This window comes from Enterobacter sp. WCHEn045836 (assembly GCF_003965585.1).
Taxonomy (GTDB): Bacteria; Pseudomonadota; Gammaproteobacteria; order Enterobacterales; family Enterobacteriaceae; genus Enterobacter; species Enterobacter dissolvens.
Genome location: NZ_RXPT01000012.1, coordinates 41347 through 60371, shown reverse-complemented (window position 1 = coordinate 60371; position 19025 = coordinate 41347). Strand labels below are relative to the sequence as shown.

At 56.2% G+C, this 19025-nt stretch carries 17 protein-coding genes; 10 read left to right on the top strand and 7 right to left on the bottom strand.

The window, feature by feature from the left end; translation table 11 throughout:
• Positions 1 to 22: 22 nt before the first annotated feature.
• From EKN38_RS16700 to EKN38_RS16675, 6 genes are all read left to right on the top strand, one after another.
• Positions 23 to 355 carry a YbaB/EbfC family nucleoid-associated protein gene (locus tag EKN38_RS16700; RefSeq protein WP_003858972.1) on the top strand — a complete coding sequence of 111 codons (333 nt, stop codon included), beginning with the start codon at positions 23 to 25 and terminating at the stop codon, positions 353 to 355.
• Positions 355 to 960: a recombination mediator RecR gene (recR, locus tag EKN38_RS16695; protein WP_014830910.1), complete on the top strand. Its 606-nt coding sequence runs from the start codon at positions 355 to 357 to the stop codon at positions 958 to 960. The genes EKN38_RS16700 and recR overlap by 1 nt, the downstream gene beginning before the upstream one ends.
• Positions 961 to 1070: 110 nt before the next feature.
• Positions 1071 to 2945 carry a molecular chaperone HtpG gene (gene htpG / locus EKN38_RS16690; protein WP_014830911.1) on the top strand — a complete coding sequence of 625 codons (1875 nt, stop codon included), beginning with the start codon at positions 1071 to 1073 and terminating at the stop codon, positions 2943 to 2945.
• A 195-nt stretch (positions 2946 to 3140) separates the two neighbouring features.
• On the top strand, positions 3141 to 3785 hold the full coding sequence (gene adk / locus EKN38_RS16685) for an adenylate kinase (RefSeq protein WP_006809841.1): 645 nt from the start codon (positions 3141 to 3143) through the stop codon (positions 3783 to 3785).
• Positions 3786 to 3909: 124 nt separating this feature from the next.
• Positions 3910 to 4872, top strand: coding sequence for a ferrochelatase (hemH, locus tag EKN38_RS16680; protein WP_014830912.1), 963 nt, complete (start codon positions 3910 to 3912; stop codon positions 4870 to 4872).
• Positions 4873 to 4934: 62 nt separating this feature from the next.
• A complete protein-coding gene (locus tag EKN38_RS16675) occupies positions 4935 to 6239 on the top strand; it encodes an inosine/guanosine kinase (protein WP_014830913.1) in 1305 nt (434 codons plus the stop codon).
• A gap of 92 nt (positions 6240 to 6331) precedes the next feature.
• Here EKN38_RS16675 and ybaL read toward each other — a convergent pair whose 3' ends face one another.
• Positions 6332 to 8008 carry a YbaL family putative K(+) efflux transporter gene (gene ybaL / locus EKN38_RS16670; RefSeq protein ID WP_014830914.1) on the bottom strand — a complete coding sequence of 559 codons (1677 nt, stop codon included), beginning with the start codon at positions 8006 to 8008 and terminating at the stop codon, positions 6332 to 6334.
• A gap of 228 nt (positions 8009 to 8236) precedes the next feature.
• Entirely contained in the window at positions 8237 to 9457 is a 1221-nt protein-coding gene (locus EKN38_RS16665; RefSeq protein ID WP_014830915.1) for an MFS transporter, read from the bottom strand.
• Positions 9458 to 9620: 163 nt separating this feature from the next.
• Between EKN38_RS16665 and ushA the strand changes: the two genes are divergently transcribed.
• Positions 9621 to 11273 carry a bifunctional UDP-sugar hydrolase/5'-nucleotidase UshA gene (gene ushA, locus EKN38_RS16660; protein WP_014830916.1) on the top strand — a complete coding sequence of 551 codons (1653 nt, stop codon included), beginning with the start codon at positions 9621 to 9623 and terminating at the stop codon, positions 11271 to 11273.
• A 110-nt stretch (positions 11274 to 11383) separates the two neighbouring features.
• Here ushA and ybaK read toward each other — a convergent pair whose 3' ends face one another.
• The 3 genes from ybaK to copA all read right to left on the bottom strand — a co-directional run bounded on the left by ybaK (position 11384) and on the right by copA (position 15504).
• Positions 11384 to 11863, bottom strand: a complete 480-nt coding sequence (gene ybaK / locus EKN38_RS16655; protein ID WP_014830917.1) for a Cys-tRNA(Pro)/Cys-tRNA(Cys) deacylase YbaK — start codon at positions 11861 to 11863, stop codon at positions 11384 to 11386.
• 199 nt (positions 11864 to 12062) lie between these two features.
• Positions 12063 to 12857, bottom strand: coding sequence for a TraB/GumN family protein (locus EKN38_RS16650; RefSeq protein ID WP_014830918.1), 795 nt, complete (start codon positions 12855 to 12857; stop codon positions 12063 to 12065).
• A gap of 148 nt (positions 12858 to 13005) precedes the next feature.
• The gene (copA, locus tag EKN38_RS16645) at positions 13006 to 15504 is read right to left on the bottom strand and encodes a copper-exporting P-type ATPase CopA (protein WP_014830919.1); all 2499 of its coding nucleotides are present in this window, start codon (positions 15502 to 15504) and stop codon (positions 13006 to 13008) included.
• 108 nt (positions 15505 to 15612) lie between these two features.
• On the opposite strand from copA, the gene cueR reads away from it, so the two are divergent.
• Positions 15613 to 16023, top strand: a complete 411-nt coding sequence (gene cueR / locus EKN38_RS16640; RefSeq protein ID WP_014830920.1) for a Cu(I)-responsive transcriptional regulator — start codon at positions 15613 to 15615, stop codon at positions 16021 to 16023.
• Here cueR and EKN38_RS16635 read toward each other — a convergent pair.
• Both EKN38_RS16635 and EKN38_RS16630 read right to left on the bottom strand, forming a co-directional pair.
• Entirely contained in the window at positions 16020 to 16472 is a 453-nt protein-coding gene (locus EKN38_RS16635; protein WP_014830921.1) for an NfeD family protein, read from the bottom strand. The genes cueR and EKN38_RS16635 overlap by 4 nt on opposite strands.
• A complete protein-coding gene (locus tag EKN38_RS16630; RefSeq protein ID WP_014830922.1) occupies positions 16469 to 17383 on the bottom strand; it encodes an SPFH domain-containing protein in 915 nt (304 codons plus the stop codon). The genes EKN38_RS16635 and EKN38_RS16630 overlap by 4 nt, the downstream gene beginning before the upstream one ends.
• Before the next feature lie 155 nt (positions 17384 to 17538).
• Here EKN38_RS16630 and fetA point away from each other — a divergent pair, with 155 nt between their 5' ends.
• Together fetA and fetB are read left to right on the top strand one after the other, a co-directional pair.
• Positions 17539 to 18210: an iron efflux ABC transporter ATP-binding subunit FetA gene (gene fetA, locus EKN38_RS16625; protein ID WP_014830923.1), complete on the top strand. Its 672-nt coding sequence runs from the start codon at positions 17539 to 17541 to the stop codon at positions 18208 to 18210.
• The gene (gene fetB / locus EKN38_RS16620) at positions 18203 to 18985 is read left to right on the top strand and encodes an iron efflux ABC transporter permease subunit FetB (protein ID WP_014830924.1); all 783 of its coding nucleotides are present in this window, start codon (positions 18203 to 18205) and stop codon (positions 18983 to 18985) included. Before fetA ends, fetB begins: the two co-directional genes overlap by 8 nt.
• Positions 18986 to 19025 lie beyond the last annotated feature (40 nt).

Below are 19025 nucleotides of genomic sequence, written 5' to 3'. Positions count from 1 at the left end.
AACGTGAAAGAGAGAGAAGCCTATGTTTGGTGGAAAAGGCGGTCTGGGTGGCCTGATGAAGCAGGCTCAGCAGATGCAGGAAAAAATGCAGAAGATGCAGGAAGAGATCGCTCAGCTGGAAGTCACGGGTGAATCCGGTGCCGGTCTGGTCAAGGTGACCATCAACGGTGCGCATAACTGCCGCCGCGTTGAAATCGATCCAAGCCTGCTCGAAGACGACAAAGAGATGCTGGAAGATCTGGTTGCAGCCGCGTTTAACGATGCTGCGCGCCGTATCGACGAAACCCAGAAAGAGAAAATGGCCTCTGTTTCCAGCGGTATGCAACTGCCGCCGGGCTTCAAGATGCCGTTCTGATGCAAACCAGTCCGCTGCTCACGCAGTTAATGGAAGCGTTGCGCTGCCTGCCGGGCGTTGGCCCGAAGTCGGCGCAGCGTATGGCGTTTACGCTATTGCAGCGCGACCGCAGCGGCGGGATGCGCCTGGCGCAGGCTCTGACCCGCGCCATGTCAGAAATTGGTCACTGCGCGGATTGCCGTACCTTTACCGAGCAGGACGTCTGTAACATCTGCTCAAATCCGCGTCGTCAGGAGAACGGTCAGATTTGCGTGGTGGAGAGTCCGGCGGACATCTACGCCATCGAACAAACCGGGCAGTTCTCTGGCCGCTATTTCGTGCTGATGGGGCATCTCTCCCCGCTGGACGGTATCGGTCCGGATGATATCGGTCTTGATCGCCTTGAACAGCGTCTGGGATCCGAGACCATCAAAGAGCTGATCCTCGCCACCAACCCCACGGTGGAAGGAGAGGCAACCGCTAACTACATCGCCGAGCTGTGCGCGCAGTATGGCGTTGACGCCAGCCGTATCGCTCACGGTGTGCCGGTTGGCGGTGAGCTGGAGATGGTTGATGGCACCACGCTGTCGCACTCTCTGGCCGGTCGTCACAAGATTATTTTCTGACCAAACGGAGGCGGCGTTCGCGGCCTCCGCTTGAAAATTTCCCCGCTTATCCCCATCTCTCCCTCAACGTTTTACAACCCCATTAAATGGCATTGTTGAGGTCGACTTAGATGAAAGGACAAGAAACCCGTGGTTTCCAGTCAGAAGTAAAACAGCTTCTGCACCTGATGATCCATTCCCTGTATTCCAACAAAGAAATCTTCCTGCGTGAGCTGATTTCCAACGCCTCCGATGCGGCGGACAAGCTGCGCTTCCGCGCGCTGTCTAACCCGGATCTGTATGAAGGCGACGGCGAGCTGCGCGTGCGCGTCTCTTTCAATAAAGAGAACCGTACCCTGACCATCGCCGATAACGGCATCGGCATGAACCGCGACGAGGTGATCGACCACCTCGGGACTATCGCCAAATCCGGGACTAAAGCGTTCCTGGAATCTATGGGCTCTGACCAGGCGAAAGACAGCCAGCTGATTGGCCAGTTCGGCGTGGGCTTCTATTCGGCGTTTATCGTGGCGGACAAAGTCACCGTGCGTACACGTGCGGCGGGCGACAGCGCGGAAAACGGCGTGTTCTGGGAATCCAAAGGTGAAGGTGAATACACCGTTGATGACATCACCAAAGCGGATCGCGGCACCGAAATCACCCTGCACCTGCGTGAAGGCGAAGACGATTTCCTGAACGACTGGCGTGTGCGCTCCATCATCAGCAAATATTCCGACCACATTGCCCTGCCGGTTGAGATTGAAAAACAGGAAGAGAAAGACGGTGAAACCGTGGTCTCCTGGGAGAAAATCAACAAGGCGCAGGCCCTGTGGACGCGCGGTAAGGCTGAAATCAAGGACGACGAATACAACGAGTTCTACAAACACATCGCCCACGACTTTACCGATCCGCTGACCTGGAGCCATAACCGTGTGGAAGGTAAGCAGGAGTACACCAGCCTGCTGTATATCCCGTCGCAGGCGCCGTGGGATATGTGGAACCGCGATCACAAGCACGGCCTGAAGCTTTACGTTCAGCGCGTCTTCATCATGGACGACGCCGAGCAGTTCATGCCGAACTACCTGCGCTTTGTCCGTGGCCTGATTGATTCCAACGATCTGCCGTTGAACGTCTCCCGTGAAATTCTGCAGGACAGCACCGTGACCCGCAACCTGCGTAACGCGCTGACCAAACGTACGCTGCAGATGCTGGAAAAACTGGCGAAAGACGACGCGGAAAAATACCAGACCTTCTGGAAACAGTTCGGCCTGGTGCTGAAAGAAGGCCCGGCGGAAGACACCGCGAACGTGGAAGCGATCGCTAAACTGCTGCGCTTTGCCTCTACGCACACCGACTCCTCCGCGCAGACCGTGTCGCTGGAAGAGTACGTCTCCCGCATGAAAGAAGGGCAGGAGAAGATCTACTACATCACCGCCGACAGCTACGCCGCGGCGAAGAGCAGCCCACACCTGGAACTGCTGCGTAAGAAAGGCATCGAAGTACTGCTGCTTTCTGACCGCATCGACGAGTGGATGATGAACTACCTGACCGAGTTCGACGGTAAGCCATTCCAGTCTGTTGCCAAAGCCGACGAGTCCATCGATAAGCTGGCGGATGAAGTGGATGAAAGCGCGAAAGAAGCCGAGAAGGCGCTGGAGCCGTTCGTTGAGCGCGTGAAAACCCTGCTGGGCGACCGTGTGAAAGAGGTGCGCTTCACCCACCGTCTGACCGATACCCCGGCGATTGTGACCACCGATGCGGACGAAATGGGTACCCAGATGGCGAAACTGTTCGCCGCGGCGGGTCAGGCGATGCCAGAAGTGAAATATATCTTCGAGCTGAACCCGGATCACCCGCTGGTGAAACGCGCGGCGGATACTCAGGACGAAACCCGTTTTGCCGAGTGGGTTGAACTGCTGCTGGATCAGTCTCTGCTGGCCGAGCGCGGCACGCTGGAAGATCCTAACCTCTTCATTAAACGTGTGAATGCGCTGCTGCTGGCGTAATTGACCACGCCTCCCCTGGTCTTCTCCCTCTCCCCGTGGGAGAGGGCCGGGGTGAGGGCACCAGACCGCACTCCCCCAAATAATCTCCCTTCATTAACCGTTTCAGCCCTCCTGCCTTCCTTGAGCCACATCCGTTCTGGTGGTATTGTTTAGCGCTTTTGAAAAATTGAATCGACTTTTGAGGGGATTTTCGCAATGCGTATTATTCTGCTTGGCGCTCCGGGCGCGGGTAAAGGAACTCAGGCTCAGTTCATCATGGAGAAATACGGTATTCCGCAAATCTCCACCGGTGATATGCTGCGCGCCGCTGTTAAATCTGGCTCCGAGCTGGGTAAACAAGCGAAAGACATCATGGACGCAGGCAAGCTGGTGACTGACGAGCTGGTTATCGCTCTGGTCAAAGAGCGCATTGCTCAGGAAGACTGCCGTAACGGTTTCCTGCTGGACGGCTTCCCGCGTACCATTCCTCAGGCTGACGCCATGAAAGAAGCGGGCATCAACGTGGATTACGTACTGGAGTTCGATGTACCGGACGAGCTGATCGTTGATCGTATCGTGGGCCGTCGCGTACACGCTGCTTCTGGCCGCGTTTACCACATCAAATTCAACCCACCTAAGGTTGAAGGTAAAGACGACGTGACCGGCGAAGAGCTGACCACCCGTAAAGACGATCAGGAAGAGACTGTGCGTAAGCGCCTGGTGGAATACCATCAGATGACTGCGCCGCTGATCGGCTACTACACCAAAGAAGCGCAGGCGGGTAACACCAAATACGCGAAAGTTGACGGCACCAAAGCCGTGGCTGATGTGCGTGCAGAGCTGGAAAAAATCCTCGGCTAATTGCACCCCTCTCACCCGGGCTCCCGGGTGAGAATATTTCTCATCTCACCTATTACAGCAATGGGTTCCGTTTAAACGCATTTCCGCTACAATTGACAACCATTCAAATGGTTAAGAGGCGTGAATGAGTCAGGCGAAAACCGGCATCCTGCTTGCCAATCTGGGCACTCCAGAAGCACCTACATCAGACGCGGTAAAACGCTACCTGCGACAATTTTTAAGCGACACGCGCGTCGTGGATTTTCCGCGACTGCTGTGGTGGCCGCTGCTGCGTGGCGTCATTCTGCCGATTCGTTCTCCGCGCGTCGCCAAACTCTATCAGTCCGTGTGGATGGAAGAGGGTTCTCCACTGATGGTCTACAGCCGTCGCCAGGAGAAGGCGCTGGCCGCCCGCCTGCCGGATATGCCCGTCGCGCTCGGTATGAGCTACGGAAAACCGTCCCTCGAAAGCGCGGTGGAAACACTGCTTGCGCAGGGCGTGGACCACATCGTCGTGCTGGCACTCTACCCACAGTACTCCTGCTCGACGGTCGCTGCGGTTTGGGACGAGCTGGCCCGCATTCTGGCGACCCGCCGCCGCATTCCGGGCGTGACGTTTATTCGCGACTACGCCGATAACGAACTGTACATCAAAGCGCTTGCCAACAGCGCGCGCGCGTCGTTTGAAAAACACGGCGAGCCGGATCTGCTGCTGCTCTCCTATCACGGCATTCCGCAGCGTTTCGCCAACGAAGGGGATGATTATCCGCAGCGCTGTCGCGATACCACCCGTGAGCTGGTCTCCGCGCTCGGCCTGCCGCCGGAGAAGGTGATGATGACTTTCCAGTCGCGCTTTGGTCGCGAGCCGTGGTTGACGCCGTATACGGATGAAACCCTCAAAATGCTCGGCGAGAAAGGCGTGAAGCATATTCAGGTAATGTCCCCGGGCTTCTCGGCCGATTGCCTGGAAACGCTGGAGGAGATCGCGGTGCAAAACCGGGAGTTCTTCCTTGAGGCTGGCGGTGAGAAGTACGAGTACATTCCGGCACTTAACGACTCCCCTGAGCATATCGACATGATGGTCTCGCTGGTGAAAAACAGCCGCTGATCGCACTTCGGGCCGGGTTTGTGCTACCATTCCCGGCCCATATTCTTTGCACAGTTCAGACCATGAAATTTCCCGGTAAACGCAAATCCAAACACTACTTCCCCGTTGATGCCCGCGATCCGCTCCTGCAGCAAATTCAGCCAGAAAATGAAACCAGTGCGGCATGGGTCGTCGGTATCGATCAGACGCTGGTGGACATTGAAGCGAAAGTGGATGATGCGTTTGTCGCCCGTTATGGTCTGAGCGCCGGGCACTCGCTGGTGATCGAAGATGACGTTGCCGAAGCCCTGTATCAGGAGCTGGTGCGTGACAATCTGATCACCCATCAGTTTGCCGGCGGCACCATCGGCAATACCATGCACAACTACTCCGTTCTGGCAGACGACCGCTCGGTGCTGCTCGGCGTGATGTGCAGTAACATCGAAATTGGTGGCTACGCCTATCGTTACCTGTGTAACACCTCCAGTCGTACCGACCTGAACTATCTCCAGGGCGTCGACGGCCCGATTGGCCGCTGCTTTACGCTGATCGGGGAATCCGGTGAGCGAACCTTCGCCATCAGCCCAGGCCACATGAACAAGCTGCGTGCAGAGAGTATTCCGGAAGAGGTGATTGCGGGCGCGTCGGCGCTGGTGCTCACCTCCTACCTGGTGCGTTGCAAGCCGGGCGAGCCGATGCCGGAAGCAACCATGAAGGCGATTGAGTACGCGAAGAAGTACGATGTGCCGGTGGTCCTGACGCTGGGAACGAAATTTGTGATTGCCGACAACCCGGAGTGGTGGCAGGCCTTCCTGAAAGAGCATGTCTCCATTCTGGCGATGAACGAAGAAGAGGCTGAGGCCCTCACCGGCGAGAGCGATCCGCTGCTGGCGTCCGACAAAGCGCTGGACTGGGTGGATCTGGTGCTCTGCACCGCCGGACCGGTCGGTCTGTATATGGCTGGCTTCACGGAAGAAGAGAGCAAGCGTAAAACCCAGCATCCGCTGCTGCCTGGCGCCATCGCCGAGTTCAACCAGTATGAGTTCAGCCGCGGTATGCGTTTTAAAGACTGTGTTAATCCGCTGCGTATCTACTCGCACATCGCTCCGTATATGGGCGGGCCGGAGAAGATCATGAACACCAACGGCGCGGGCGACGGTGCGCTGGCGGCGTTGCTGCACGATATCACCGCCAATGCTTATCACAAAACCAACGTGCCGAATTCCAGCAAGCATAAGTTCAGCTGGCTGACCTATTCGTCGCTGGCGCAGGTATGTAAGTATGCGAACCGCGTAAGTTATCAGGTGCTGAACCAGCACTCCCCGCGCTTAACGCGTGGTCTGCCGGAAAGGGAAGACAGCCTCGAAGAGGCGTACTGGGACAGGTAAAAGCAAAACGGCAACGCATGTTGCCGTTTTTAGTGTTTATTCCCTCTCCCGGTGGGAGAGGGCCAGGGTGAGGGCATCAGGCCGCACGAAACTTACCTCGTCACAGCTTCTTCAACCGGCGGCTTCGCCAGCAGCGTCAGCATCGTGTTCGCAATTTCACGCTCACCCATCACCACTCGATCCGCACCGCGTTCGGTGATGTACTCCACCTCGTCGTCATAATGCGCGCGGGCTATGATCTCAATCGTTGGGCATTTCTCGCGTGCGGTTGCCACAATTTCACCCGCTTCATAGCCGTTTGGAATGGTCAGCAGCAGCCAGCGGGCGCAGTCCAGATGCGCCAGGTTCATTATTTCTTCATTCGCTGCATTGCCCAGCACTGCGCGAATACCGCGCTCACGCAGCTCATCAACGCGGGTGCGTGAGGTCTCAATCACCACCAGCGGAATACCCTGCTCCATCAGCTTCTCGCCAAGCAGGCTACCCACGCGGCCAAAGCCGACCAGCAGGGCATGATTGCAAATATCCACCGGGATCTGCTTCTCTTCTTCGATGGCCTCTTCGAGCGTCTGCTCTTCAAGGGTTTCCGTTTTATCGAGATATTTTTCCAGCAGCGCGAACAGCACCGGGTTGAGCATAATGGAGAGGATCGCCCCCGCCAGCACCAGATTCTGTCCGGCCTGCGGCAGCAGGTTCAGTGCCATGCCCAGACCCGCCAGAATAAAGGCGAATTCACCAATCTGTGCCAGGCTGGCGGCGATGGTCAGTGCCGTACGCGGCGAGTGGCCGAACATTCGCACCAGGAAGAAGGCAGCGACTGACTTACCAAAGATGATAATCGCCAGCGTCCCCAGTACGGCCAGCGGCTGCTGAACCAGAATCATCGGATCAAACAGCATCCCGACGGAGACAAAGAACAGCACCGCAAACGCATCACGCAGCGGCAGCGTATCGTGCGCGGCGCGGTGGCTCAGCTCGGATTCATTCAGCACCATCCCGGCGAAAAACGCACCCAGAGCAAAGGAGACATCAAACAGCTCCACCGCACCAAAGGCAATCCCCAGTGCCAGCGCAAGGACGGAGAGGGTAAACAGCTCGCGCGAGCCGGTGGCCGCGCTGCGCGACATGATCCACGGCACCAGTCGGCGGCCTACCAGCATCATGATGGCGATAAACGCCACGACTTTACCGATGGTGATACTCATATCCAGCGCCAGCGAGGCAAAGCCGACGTTGCCCTTTTCCATCATCCCGGCGACGGCAGGCAGCAGCACCAGGGTCAGCACCATCACCAGGTCTTCAACAATCAGCCAGCCTATCGCGATTTGTCCACGCTGGCTGTCAATCAGCTGTCTCTCTTCAAGCGCGCGCAGCAGGACCACGGTACTGGCGGTTGACAGACACAGCCCAAACACGATACCGGTCATTAACGACCAGCCCAGCACAGCTGAAAGCGCCATCCCCAGCAGCGTCGCTACCCCTATCTGGGCGATCGCTCCCGGTATGGCGATAGACTTTACCGCCATCAGATCCTTCAGTGAGAAATGCAGACCCACACCAAACATCAGCAGAATCACGCCTAATTCCGCCAGTTCAGGCGCCAGTTTGGTATCCGCCACGAAACCTGGCGTAAACGGCCCTGCCAGTACACCGGCTAATAAATAGCCCACGAGAGGGGAAATACGCAGTTTATTGGCAATCATGCCGAGAATAAAAGCGAGCACAAGTCCACCAACAATGGTGGTGATAAGCGGTGTGGCGTGGTGCATTCCGTCTCCTTTCGTTGTGGGTGTTCCATTTTGGTGAAAACCAAAAACCAGGTAATAGTTTATGACAATTTTTACCCTTATGTTTATGAATAATTGTTGAAGTTTGAATAAAACAGCAATATGCGTGTAAAAAAGCAAGTTTTGGCAAATTCACAGGAGGGAAGGAGAAGAAAGCCTTATGCCATCGGGGAGGTGGGCTGCCAATGTTAAACTTTGGCAGCCGTGAAATTACGCTTTGTGACGATTATCAGGCAGGAATATGGTCAACATCCCCAGAAGTGGCAGGAAAGCGCAGATTTTATAAACCAGGAAGATACTGGTGTGGTCGGCAACCATGCCTAACACGGCTGCACCAAGGCCGCCCATGCCAAAGGCGAAACCAAAGAAGAGCCCGGAAACCATACCAATACGCCCCGGTAACAACTCCTGCGCATACACCAGAATAGCCGAGAACGCCGAGGCGAGAATAAAACCAATGATCACCGTTAAAATGCCCGTCCATTCAAGGCTGGCGTAAGGCAAAATAAGGGTAAAGGGGGCAACGCCAAGGATAGAGCCCCAAATAACATATTTACGGCCAATTTTATCCCCGACTGGCCCGCCTATCACCGTCCCTGCCGCGACGGCAAACAGGAAGGCAAACAGGTGGAACTGCGCGTTTTGTACCGATAATCCAAATTTTTGCATCAGGTAAAAGGTGTAATAGCTGCTGATGCTCGCCATATAGAAATATTTCGAGAAAATCAGCACCAGCAGCACGGACACCGCGAGAATAACCTTATTGCGGGGAAGGGGATTGATAACTTTTGCTTTAGGTTTGCCTTTGTTTACGCGGTGCTGCGCGGCATACCAGCGACTGATCTGCGCGAGCACAACGATCGCCAGCAGGGCGGCCAGCACAAACCAGGCGACGTTACCCTTGCCGTATGGCGCAATGATCACTGCCGCCAGCAGCGGGCCGAGGGAGCTGCCAAAATTACCGCCCACCTGGAAGAGTGACTGCGCCAGCCCGTGACGCCCGCCAGAGGCCATGCGTGCCACGCGGGAGGATTCCGGATGGAAGACCGACGAGCCGGTGCCGACCAGCGCCGCGGCAAGCAGCACCGCTTCAAAACTGCCCGCCATAGCCAGCAGCACCAGCCCGCTCAGGGTGAAGCACATGCCAATCGGCAGTGACCAGGGCATCGGATATTTGTCCGTCCAGTACCCGACAATGGGTTGCAGTAGCGAAGAGGCCAGCTGGAAGGTCAGGGTAATCATCCCGATCTGCACAAAGGTTAACGAAAACTCGGACTGCAGCAGCGGGTAAATCGCCAGGATCAGCGACTGGATCATGTCGTTGAGCAGATGGGAGAGGCTAATAGCGCCTAAGACTTTAAATGAGGTGCGCGAGGGTGGCGGCGAAGCCGGCGCGCCCGAAACGGACTGGGTTGATTCACTGATTGCCATAAATACCACGTCGTGAGTGATGGAAAATGCAGGGTGTAATTATTATCCAACTAACATACCTGCCAGCGACATTTGAAGAAAGTCGCAATTATGAAAACTTATTTGTCTATTCTTGTTACTCACTGTAATTTTTGCGTTTGTCTATTGGTCAGGGAGAGAGAAGATGAAGTTAATGAAGCATGGCGTTGCGCTGGCGCTGCTCGCCGCATGGGGTCTGGTAAGCCTGCCCGCACAGGCGTATGAAAAAGACAAAACGTATAAAATTACTATCCTGCATACCAACGACCATCATGGCCATTTCTGGCGCAGTGAGTACGGCGAATATGGCCTGTCGGCGCAAAAAACGCTGGTGGACGGCATTCGCAAAGAGGTGGCCGCCGAAGGGGGCAGCGTGCTGCTGCTGTCGGGCGGCGATATCAATACCGGTGTGCCGGAGTCCGATTTACAGGATGCCGAGCCTGATTTTCGCGGCATGAATTTAATCGGTTACGATGCGATGGCCGTCGGAAACCATGAGTTTGATAACCCACTGAGCGTCCTGCGTCAGCAGGAGAAGTGGTCAAAATTCCCGTTCCTCTCCGCCAATATCTATCAGAAAAGCACCGGCGAGCGCCTGTTCAAACCGTGGGCGCTGTTTAAACGTCAGGATCTGAAAATCGCGGTGATTGGCCTCACCACGGACGACACGGCAAAAATTGGCAACCCGGAGTTCTTTACCGATATCGAATTCCGTAAACCGGCAGACGAAGCGAAGCTGGTGATTCAGGAGTTGCAGCAAAACGAAAAGCCGGACGTGATCATCGCCACCACCCATATGGGCCATTACGACAACGGCGAGCATGGTTCTAACGCACCGGGCGACGTTGAAATGGCGCGCAGCCTGCCTGCTGGCTCACTGGCGATGATTGTGGGTGGTCACTCACAAGATCCGGTGTGCATGGCGTCAGAGAATAAAAAACAGGTGGATTATGTTCCGGGCACGCCGTGTGCACCAGACCGTCAGAACGGGATCTGGATTGTGCAGGCGCACGAGTGGGGTAAATACGTTGGCCGTGCCGACTTTGAGTTCCGTAACGGCGAGATGAAACTGGTGCATTACCAGCTCATCCCGGTCAACCTGAAGAAAAAAGTGACCTACCCGGACGGGAAAAGTGAGCGCGTACTCTACACCCCGGAGATCCCTGAGAACCCACAGATGCTCTCCCTGTTAACCCCGTTCCAGAATAAAGGCAAAGCGCAGCTGGACGTGAAAATCGGTACGCTGAACGGGCGTCTGGAAGGGGACCGCAGCAAAGTCCGTTTCGTACAGACCAATATGGGTCACCTGGTGCTGGCGGCACAAATCGCGCGCACCGGCGCTGATTTTGGTGTGATGAGCGGCGGCGGGATCCGTGATTCCATCGAAGGCGGGAATATCACCTATAAAGATGTGCTGAAGGTGCAGCCGTTTGGCAACGTGGTGGTTTATGCCGACATGAGCGGGAAAGAGGTGATTGAGTACCTTACCGCCGTGGCGCAGATGAAGCCGGACTCCGGCGCCTATCCGCAGTTCGCTAACGTCAGCTTTGTGGCGAAAGACGGCAAGCTCAACGATCTCAAAATCAAGGGGGAGCCGGTTGATCCCGCGAAAACCTACCGTCTGGCAACCTTAAGCTTTAACGCCACCGGCGGTGATGGTTATCCGCACATCGATAACAAACCGGGCTATGTGAATACCGGCTTTATTGATGCCGAGGTCCTGAAACAGTTTATCGAGCAGAATTCACCGATCGACGTGAATGCGTATGAGCCGAAAGGCGAGGTGAGCTGGCAGTAGCGTTGTGGGGCCTGATGCCCCCTCCCACCGGGAGAGGGCGCGAACACAAAAAACGGTAACGCCTGTTACCGTTTTGCTTTTACCTCGCAGCCGCCACCCGGCTTTTTCTTTTAATCCCGGCGCGCAATATCCGCAAACTTCGCATCCAGCATTTTGGCCAGATCGCCTGCGGCCAGTTCGATATCCAGCCCGCGCTTGCCGCCAGAAATATAGATGGTTTCAAATTCCTGCGAAGGGGCGTCAATCAGCGTTGGCAGGCGTTTTTTCTGCCCGAGCGGGCTGATCCCGCCCACCAGATAACCCGTGGTGCGTTGCGCAACAATTGGGTCTGCCATATCTACCTTTTTCGCTCCCAGTGCTTTGGCCACTTTCTTCAGATCCAGTTGCCCCGCCACAGGCGTGACTGCGACGGCAAGGTGCTTCATATCGCCATTCACGGCCACCAGCAGCGTTTTATAGACCTGGTCGGCGTTCAGCCCCAGTTTGCGCACCACTTCATCACCAAAATTGGTTTCATTCGGATCGTGATCGTAAGTGTGGATCCGGAAAGAAATTTTGTTTTTTTCGAGTAATTTAACGGCGGGAGTCATAGCTATCCTTCTTACGACAGACAATTCATGCTGACAGCATACGCCTGACGTTTGTCTAAAAAATAGCACCATCTTGCGCAATAGTATTGGCAGTGATGGTCACTTTGAGCGACAATCGGCTCAACCGAAGGTCTCCTTCGGCATAATAAAAACGATGAAATTCCTCTTTGACGGGCCAATAGAAATATTGGCCATTTTTTTATTTCAGCAGCGACGGCAAATTCCCTTCTCCGTACAAATGTAATGCCCCCACCGCAACCACGTAATGCCCGGCAGGTAACGCATGCAGCGTCTGCCGCCATGCCGCATTGCGTGCGTTCATCAGCACATCGTACAGCGATTCACTGAACGTTGACGGCAACGTTAATTTCCCCTCAGCAGGCGGGGCATCGAGCCACCAGCCAATCATGGTTTGCAGCAAACGGGCGTTGGTATGCCAGTGCGTCAGCGTATCATCAAGCAGGATGAGACCATCATCAGGTAACTGGCGAAGGAGGGCAATCTGACTGTCGGTACCTTCCAGCTCAATGATCGGCAGACGGCGTGCCCGGGCCGCATTCAGCAGCTGGTAATCAATACCGTAATCACCGCGCAGCCCCAGACGCTGCGCCTGCGTCGCCTGCAATATCATGGCAATCTGCCAGAGCGGCAGGGTGTCCAGCATCGCGAGCGATACGCCGGTTTCATCCGCCACGCGCGTCAGTTCGGCGAGCTGAGCCTCGTCCAGACGGTCGGCCAGGGTGAGATCGCTCTCCAGCCCGGCAAAGGGAGACTCGTGGCCTGAAATATCCGCCTCAACCACCAGCGCATCGGCCTGCTTCAGGAGGGATAACAGACCAGAGGGCAGCGGGGACATATCCTGCGTGCCCATATGTATGCTGCCCACCAGGTGCAGATGCTGACCGCCGGGGAGCGAGATATCCATTCCGGGCCAGGAATAACGGCGGGGGAAGAGGGCGCGAAACGATGTTTTTATACGGCGAAACAGACTCATACGCGCTCCATAAACGGAAAGGTTCATGCTAACGCGTGGGGAAGGGCGGCGCAACAGGTGAACGTCGGCACGTTTCGTAGGCCTGATAAGCGCAGCGCCATCAGGCAAAAAAGCCGGGTGGCGCTGCACTTACCCGGCCTGCAACGTATTACGCTTTCGGTTTAAAGCGCAGCAACCGGTTGGCATTGCTCACCACGGTAATGGAGGAGAGCGCCATCGCCGCACCTGCGACCACCGGGTTAAGCAGCGTACCGGTCAGGGGCCACAGAATGCCGGCAGCAATCGGGATACCGAGCGAGTTATAGATAAACGCCCCCAGCAGGTTCTGCTTCATGTTGCGCAACGTGGCTTTCGAAATCGCCAGCGCATCGGCAACACCCATCAGGCTGTGTCGCATCAGTGTGATGGCTGCCGTCTCAATGGCCACGTCGCTCCCGCTTCCCATGGCAATCCCCACCTCTGCCTGTGCCAGCGCCGGAGCATCGTTAATACCGTCGCCAACCATCGCGACCTGGCGCCCCTGCTGTTGCAGCGCCTTAATGGCGTCCGCTTTGCCGTCCGGCAGGACACCAGCAATGACTTCGTCGATCCCCGCTTCTCTGGCGATGGCATTAGCCGTGGTTGGGTTATCCCCGGTTAACATCACCAGACGGTAGCCCGCGCGGTGCAGTCGTTGTAAGGCATCCACACTGTCCTGACGTAACGGATCGCGCACGGCCAGCAGGGCCGCAATGTGACCGTCTACCGCGAGCAGGACAGGGGTTGCGCCCTGTGATGCCTGGGCATTCAGTTCACTTTCCAGCGCTGAAGTTGCTATGCCGTTTTCATTCATCAGGGCCTGGTTACCCAGCAGCAGTGTGTGTCCTTCGGCCTCACCGCTGACGCCTAATCCGCGCAGGGTGCGGAAGTTGTTCACCTGCGGCAGGCTGGCCTCACCGGCTTTCTCAATGATGGCACGCGCCAGCGGGTGGCTGGAGCCTTGTTCTAAGGCCGCGGCGAGACGCAGCGCGTCAGCCTCCGCGAAGCCTGAGGTATGCACGGATACAACCTGCGGTTTACCTTCGGTCAGGGTACCGGTTTTATCAAAGACCAGCGTGTCGAGAGTGCTGGCGCGTTGCAGGGCGTCGGCATCACGCACCAGCACGCCAAATTCGGCGGCACGACCCACGCCGGAGATAATCGACATCGGCGTCGCAAGGCCGAGCGCGCAAGGACAGGCGATAATCAGTACCGTGGTGGCGATCACCAGGGTATAGACAATTTGCGGCGCCGGGCCGAAGAAATACCAGATAGCCGCGCTCAGTAGCGCGATGCCCACTACTACCGGCACAAAAATGGCGGAGATTTTATCGGCCAGCTGACCTATTTCAGGCTTACTGCTCTGTGCCTGGCGCACCATGCGGATAATACGGGACAGCGTGGTGTGGCTTCCCACCGCACTGGCAGTGAACAGCACGCTACCGTCCTGCACCACCGTACCGGCATGCACGCCATCACCCTGTGATTTCTGCTGCGGAATAGGTTCCCCGGTGAGCATCGCTTCGTCAAACCAGGCTTCGCCCTGCGTGATGTCTCCGTCCACGGGAACGCGGTCACCGGTGGTCAGACGCAGCGTCATACCGGGCTGAACCTCGGCCAGCGGAACGCTTTTTTCTCCGTCGTCAGTAACCACGCGGGCGGTCGGCGGGGTTAAATCCAGCAGCCGCTCCAGCGCTTTTGAGGAGCGCTGACGGGCGCGGGCTTCCAGCATATGGCCCAGGTTAATCAGGCCGATGATCATCGCGCTCGCTTCATAGTAGAGATGGCGTGCTTCCATCGGGAACCACTGCGGCCAGACGTTCACGTTCATGGAGTAGAGCCATGCTGCACCGGTGCCAAGGGCCACCAGCGTATCCATGGTTGCGGTGCGGTTTTTCAAGCTCTTCCAGGCGCTGGAGTAGAAATGCCCGCCTGCAAATACCATTACACCAAGCGTAATGATACCAATGACCAGCCACAGCGTGCGGTTGTCGTCGGTGACCATCATGTTGTCACCAATCATGCCCCACACCATCACCGGGATCCCGATCAGCAGCGCAACAATGGCCTGCCAGCGGAAGCGTTTCATGGTGGCGATAGCCGTTTCCTGCTGGCGTTCGCGACGTTTGGCATCATCTTCGATGGCCTCTGCGCCATAGCCCGCTTTTTCAACGGCCTGCACTAATTCTGCGGCGGAGGCACTGCCCATCACCAGCGCAGTACGCTCCGCAAGATTGACCCGTGCCTGTGCAACTCCGGGTACCGCCTGCAAGGCATTTTGCACCCGGGAGACGCAGCTGGCGCAGCTCATGCCGTTGATCAGCAGCTGTTGGCTGTCATCGATATCATCAGCTGCCGGAAGCTCAGAAGTGGCCGCTGTCAGTGCTTCCGACGGGGATGATGACTCTGCCAGCGGTTTAGCCTTTGGGTGGCTCAGCTCCGCCCCATAACCTGCCTGTTTGATGGTATCAATCAGCGCTTGCGCACTGGCGCTGCCGGTGACGGCGGCGTGATCAATCGTAACGTCAGCTCTTTCAACATCAGGACGCTGTTCCAGACTTTCTTTAACGCGTTTGACACAGTGGCCGCAGGAGAGGCCGTCCAGTGTCAGGTCAATTGTGTGAGACATAACAAAACTCCCGTATAATGAACTGGTCAGTTGTTGACCGGAGTAACGCTTTTCGCTAACTGTTATGAAGGTTAAACCTTCCATCAAGGGGAAGGTCAAGGGGGAAATGTGAATATCAGTGATGTTGCGAAAAAAACCGGATTGACCAGCAAAGCGATCCGTTTTTATGAAGAGAAGGGGCTGGTGACGCCGCCGCTGCGCAGCGAAAACGGCTACCGCAGTTATACGCAACTGCATCTGGATGAGCTGACGTTACTGCGTCAGGCACGGCAGGTGGGTTTTAACCTTGAAGAGTGCGGTGAGCTGGTTAATCTGTTCAACGATCCAAAACGCCACAGCGCAGACGTGAAAAAGCGCACGCTGGAAAAAGTGGCGGAGATTGAACGGCACATTACGGAGCTGGAGGCGATGCGCAAGCAGCTGCTGGCGCTGGCGGAGTCCTGTCCGGGGGATGACAGCGCCGACTGCCCGATTATCGATAATCTGGCCGGCTGCTGTCATCGTAAGGCGCATGCCTAGCAGGCTTTAACCCGAAGCGTAATTCCTTCCACCGCAATGACCTCAACCCGCGTCCCGGCGCTGAGGTCATCGTCGGCCACCACCGGCCATGAGCTATCGCCCACGCGCATGTGTCCGCGGCCGTTCACCAGCGCGGTCTCAAGCGTAAAACGTCTGCCGACAATCTGCTGTCCACGCTGATTGAGGTGGGCATCGACCGGCTTTTGCTCTTTAACCTGACGGTTGAGCCAGCGCCACCACAGCCAGGCGGCCACCAGCGTCAGCACGGCAAACAGCGCGCCCTGCCACGCCCAGTCCAGGGGCAGCAGCCAGACCAGCAGCCCGGTAATGACCGCGGCCACACCGCTCCAGAGCAGATAACCGTTGCCACCAAGCATCTCTGCGGCCAGCAGTAAGCCGCCCAGGCTTAGCCAGAAAGCATGAGGATGTGCGACGATCAGCTCTATCATTTTTTGCGCTCGTTTCCGCTGTCTTTAATCAGTTCAGCAATCCCGGCGATAGAGCCCATCAGACTGCTGGCATCCAGCGGCATCATGACCACTTTGCTGTTATTTGCCGAGCCGATCTCTTTCAGCGCATCGGTATATTTTTGCGCGACAAAGTAGTTCACGGCCTGGATGTCACCGGCGGCAATAGCCTCGGATACCATCTGGGTTGCGCGGGCTTCCGCTTCGGCAGAACGCTCACGCGCCTCCGCCTGCAAGAAGGCGGACTGGCGATCCCCTTCCGCCTTCAGGATCTGCGACTGTTTTTCCCCTTCGGCTTTCAGGATCTCCGCCTGACGCACCCCTTCGGCTTCCAGAATATAGGCACGCTTGGTTCGCTCAGCCTTCATCTGGGCGTTCATCGAGGCGATGAGCTCGGCAGGAGGACGAACGTCCCGGATCTCAATACGGGTCACTTTAATGCCCCACGGGTTTGTCGCTTCATCAACAATATGCAGCAGACGGGTGTTGATGCTGTCACGCTGAGAGAGCATTTCGTCCAGCTCCATAGAGCCGAGTACCGTACGGATGTTGGTCATCGTCAGGTTGACAATCGCCAACTCCAGGTTGCTCACCTCATAGGCGGCTTTTGGCGCATCGATAACCTGAATAAAGCAGACGGCATCGATGGTGACGTTGGCGTTATCCTTGGAAATAACTTCCTGCGAGGGGATATCCAGTACCTGTTCCATCATGTTGATCTTACGACCAATTCTGTCCATGAAGGGAACAATCAGGCTTAAACCTGGCTGGAGTGTATTGGTGTAGCGGCCGAAGCGTTCAACGGTCCACTGATATCCCTGCGGGACAATTTTGGCCCCGGCGCCCACGATAACCAGGGCAACGAAAATAAGGACAGGAACAACGATAAGCATAAAAACCTCCTGTTTTGCATGCTGTTGATGAGTGAAAGTGCATGTTTATTGTTCATTAGTATATCGGCTATCGGGTTGAAATTCGCCTCTGAAAACAGGCTGGAAAAAGATTATGCTACAGACGATTCTTACAAGACGCGGTTAATGGAAGCGGAATGAGCGATAAAACAAACGTATTACACCTCAGGGATGTTGGATTTCGTGTCGGGAATAACACGATCCTTCAGCACGTCGGGTTTTGCCTTGCACCGGGCGAGTTTAAATTAATCACCGGGCCGTCAGGTTGCGGCAAAAGCACATTACTGAAGATTGTGGCTTCACTGTTAAGCCCCACGGAAGGAACCATTCTGTTTGAGGGTAACGATATTGCGACCCTCTCCCCGGAACGCTATCGCCAGCAGGTCTCGTACTGCGTCCAGACCCCTTCGCTGTTCGGCGAAAAGGTTTATGACAACCTGATCTTCCCGTGGCAGATTCGCCAGCAAACGCCGGATCCTGAAAAATTTATCGCTGACCTGGCCCGCTTTGGCCTGGCGCAGGAGACGTTGACCAAATCCATCAATGAACTGTCCGGGGGCGAAAAGCAGCGCGTCTCGCTGATTCGTAACCTGCAGTTTTTACCGAAGGTGCTGCTACTCGACGAAATCACCAGCGCGCTGGATGAGGCCAATAAGCGCAACGTGAACGACATCATCCATCGCTACGCCAGCGAACAGAATATCGCCGTGCTATGGGTGACACACGACTCAAACGAAATTGCCCATGCGGATGATGTCATCACGCTGCAGCCGCAGGGTGGAAAATGGCAGGAGGCAAACCATGGGTGAGCATAATATCACCAACGAATCGCTGGCGTTTTCGATGGTACTGGTACTGGTGGCGATTGTCGTGAGCTACCGGGAAAAGCTGGGGCTGGAGAAAGATATCCTCTGGAGCATCTGCCGTGCGGTGATCCAGCTCATCATCGTTGGCTATGTGCTGAAGTACATCTTTAACGTCAACCATGCGGTGCTGACGCTGTTGATGGTGCTGTTTATATGCTTCAACGCGGCGTGGAATGCGCAGAAGCGCAGCAAATATATCGATAAGGCATTTGTCTCGTCGTTTATTGCCATTACGACCGGGACCGCACTGACGCTGGCGGTGCTGGTGTTATCTGGCTCTATAGAGTTTACACCGATGCAGGTGATCCCTATCTCCGGGATGATCGCCGGGAACGCCATGGTGGCGGTAGGGCTGTGTTACAACAACCTTGGCCAGCGTTTTAGCAGTGAGCAACAGAAGCTGCAGGAGAAGTTAAGCCTGGGGGCAACCCCGAAAGTGGCGTCGGCGCGGCTGATTCGCGAGAGTATTCGCTCCTCGCTGATCCCCACGGTGGATTCGGCGAAAACCGTCGGGCTGGTGAGTCTGCCGGGGATGATGTCAGGGCTGATCTTCGCCGGCATTGATCCGGTAAAAGCGATCAAATATCAGATCATGGTGACCTTTATGCTGCTCTCCACGGCGAGCCTGTCGACCATCATTGCCTGTTACCTGACCTACCGGAAGTTCTATAACGCCCGGCATCAGCTGGTGGTGACGCAGTTGAAAAAGGTGCGGTGATTATGCCGGGCCTGCAGGTCTGAAGATGTCTTGCAGGCCC

Bases quoted from the DNA above. Each gene is read 5' to 3' on its own strand.
- EKN38_RS16700 (WP_003858972.1), top strand. From the start codon at position 23: ATGTTTGGTGGAAAAGGCGGTCTGGGTGGCCTGATGAAGCAGGCTCAG.
- recR (WP_014830910.1), top strand. From the start codon at position 355: ATGCAAACCAGTCCGCTGCTCACGCAGTTAATGGAAGCGTTGCGCTGC.
- htpG (WP_014830911.1), top strand. From the start codon at position 1,071: ATGAAAGGACAAGAAACCCGTGGTTTCCAGTCAGAAGTAAAACAGCTT.
- adk (WP_006809841.1), top strand. From the start codon at position 3,141: ATGCGTATTATTCTGCTTGGCGCTCCGGGCGCGGGTAAAGGAACTCAG.
- hemH (WP_014830912.1), top strand. From the start codon at position 3,910: ATGAGTCAGGCGAAAACCGGCATCCTGCTTGCCAATCTGGGCACTCCA.
- EKN38_RS16675 (WP_014830913.1), top strand. From the start codon at position 4,935: ATGAAATTTCCCGGTAAACGCAAATCCAAACACTACTTCCCCGTTGAT.
- ybaL (WP_014830914.1), bottom strand. From the start codon at position 8,008: ATGCACCACGCCACACCGCTTATCACCACCATTGTTGGTGGACTTGTG.
- EKN38_RS16665 (WP_014830915.1), bottom strand. From the start codon at position 9,457: ATGGCAATCAGTGAATCAACCCAGTCCGTTTCGGGCGCGCCGGCTTCG.
- ushA (WP_014830916.1), top strand. From the start codon at position 9,621: ATGAAGTTAATGAAGCATGGCGTTGCGCTGGCGCTGCTCGCCGCATGG.
- ybaK (WP_014830917.1), bottom strand. From the start codon at position 11,863: ATGACTCCCGCCGTTAAATTACTCGAAAAAAACAAAATTTCTTTCCGG.
- EKN38_RS16650 (WP_014830918.1), bottom strand. From the start codon at position 12,857: ATGAGTCTGTTTCGCCGTATAAAAACATCGTTTCGCGCCCTCTTCCCC.
- copA (WP_014830919.1), bottom strand. From the start codon at position 15,504: ATGTCTCACACAATTGACCTGACACTGGACGGCCTCTCCTGCGGCCAC.
- EKN38_RS16635 (WP_014830921.1), bottom strand. From the start codon at position 16,472: ATGATAGAGCTGATCGTCGCACATCCTCATGCTTTCTGGCTAAGCCTG.
- EKN38_RS16630 (WP_014830922.1), bottom strand. From the start codon at position 17,383: ATGCTTATCGTTGTTCCTGTCCTTATTTTCGTTGCCCTGGTTATCGTG.
- fetA (WP_014830923.1), top strand. From the start codon at position 17,539: ATGAGCGATAAAACAAACGTATTACACCTCAGGGATGTTGGATTTCGT.
- fetB (WP_014830924.1), top strand. From the start codon at position 18,203: ATGGGTGAGCATAATATCACCAACGAATCGCTGGCGTTTTCGATGGTA.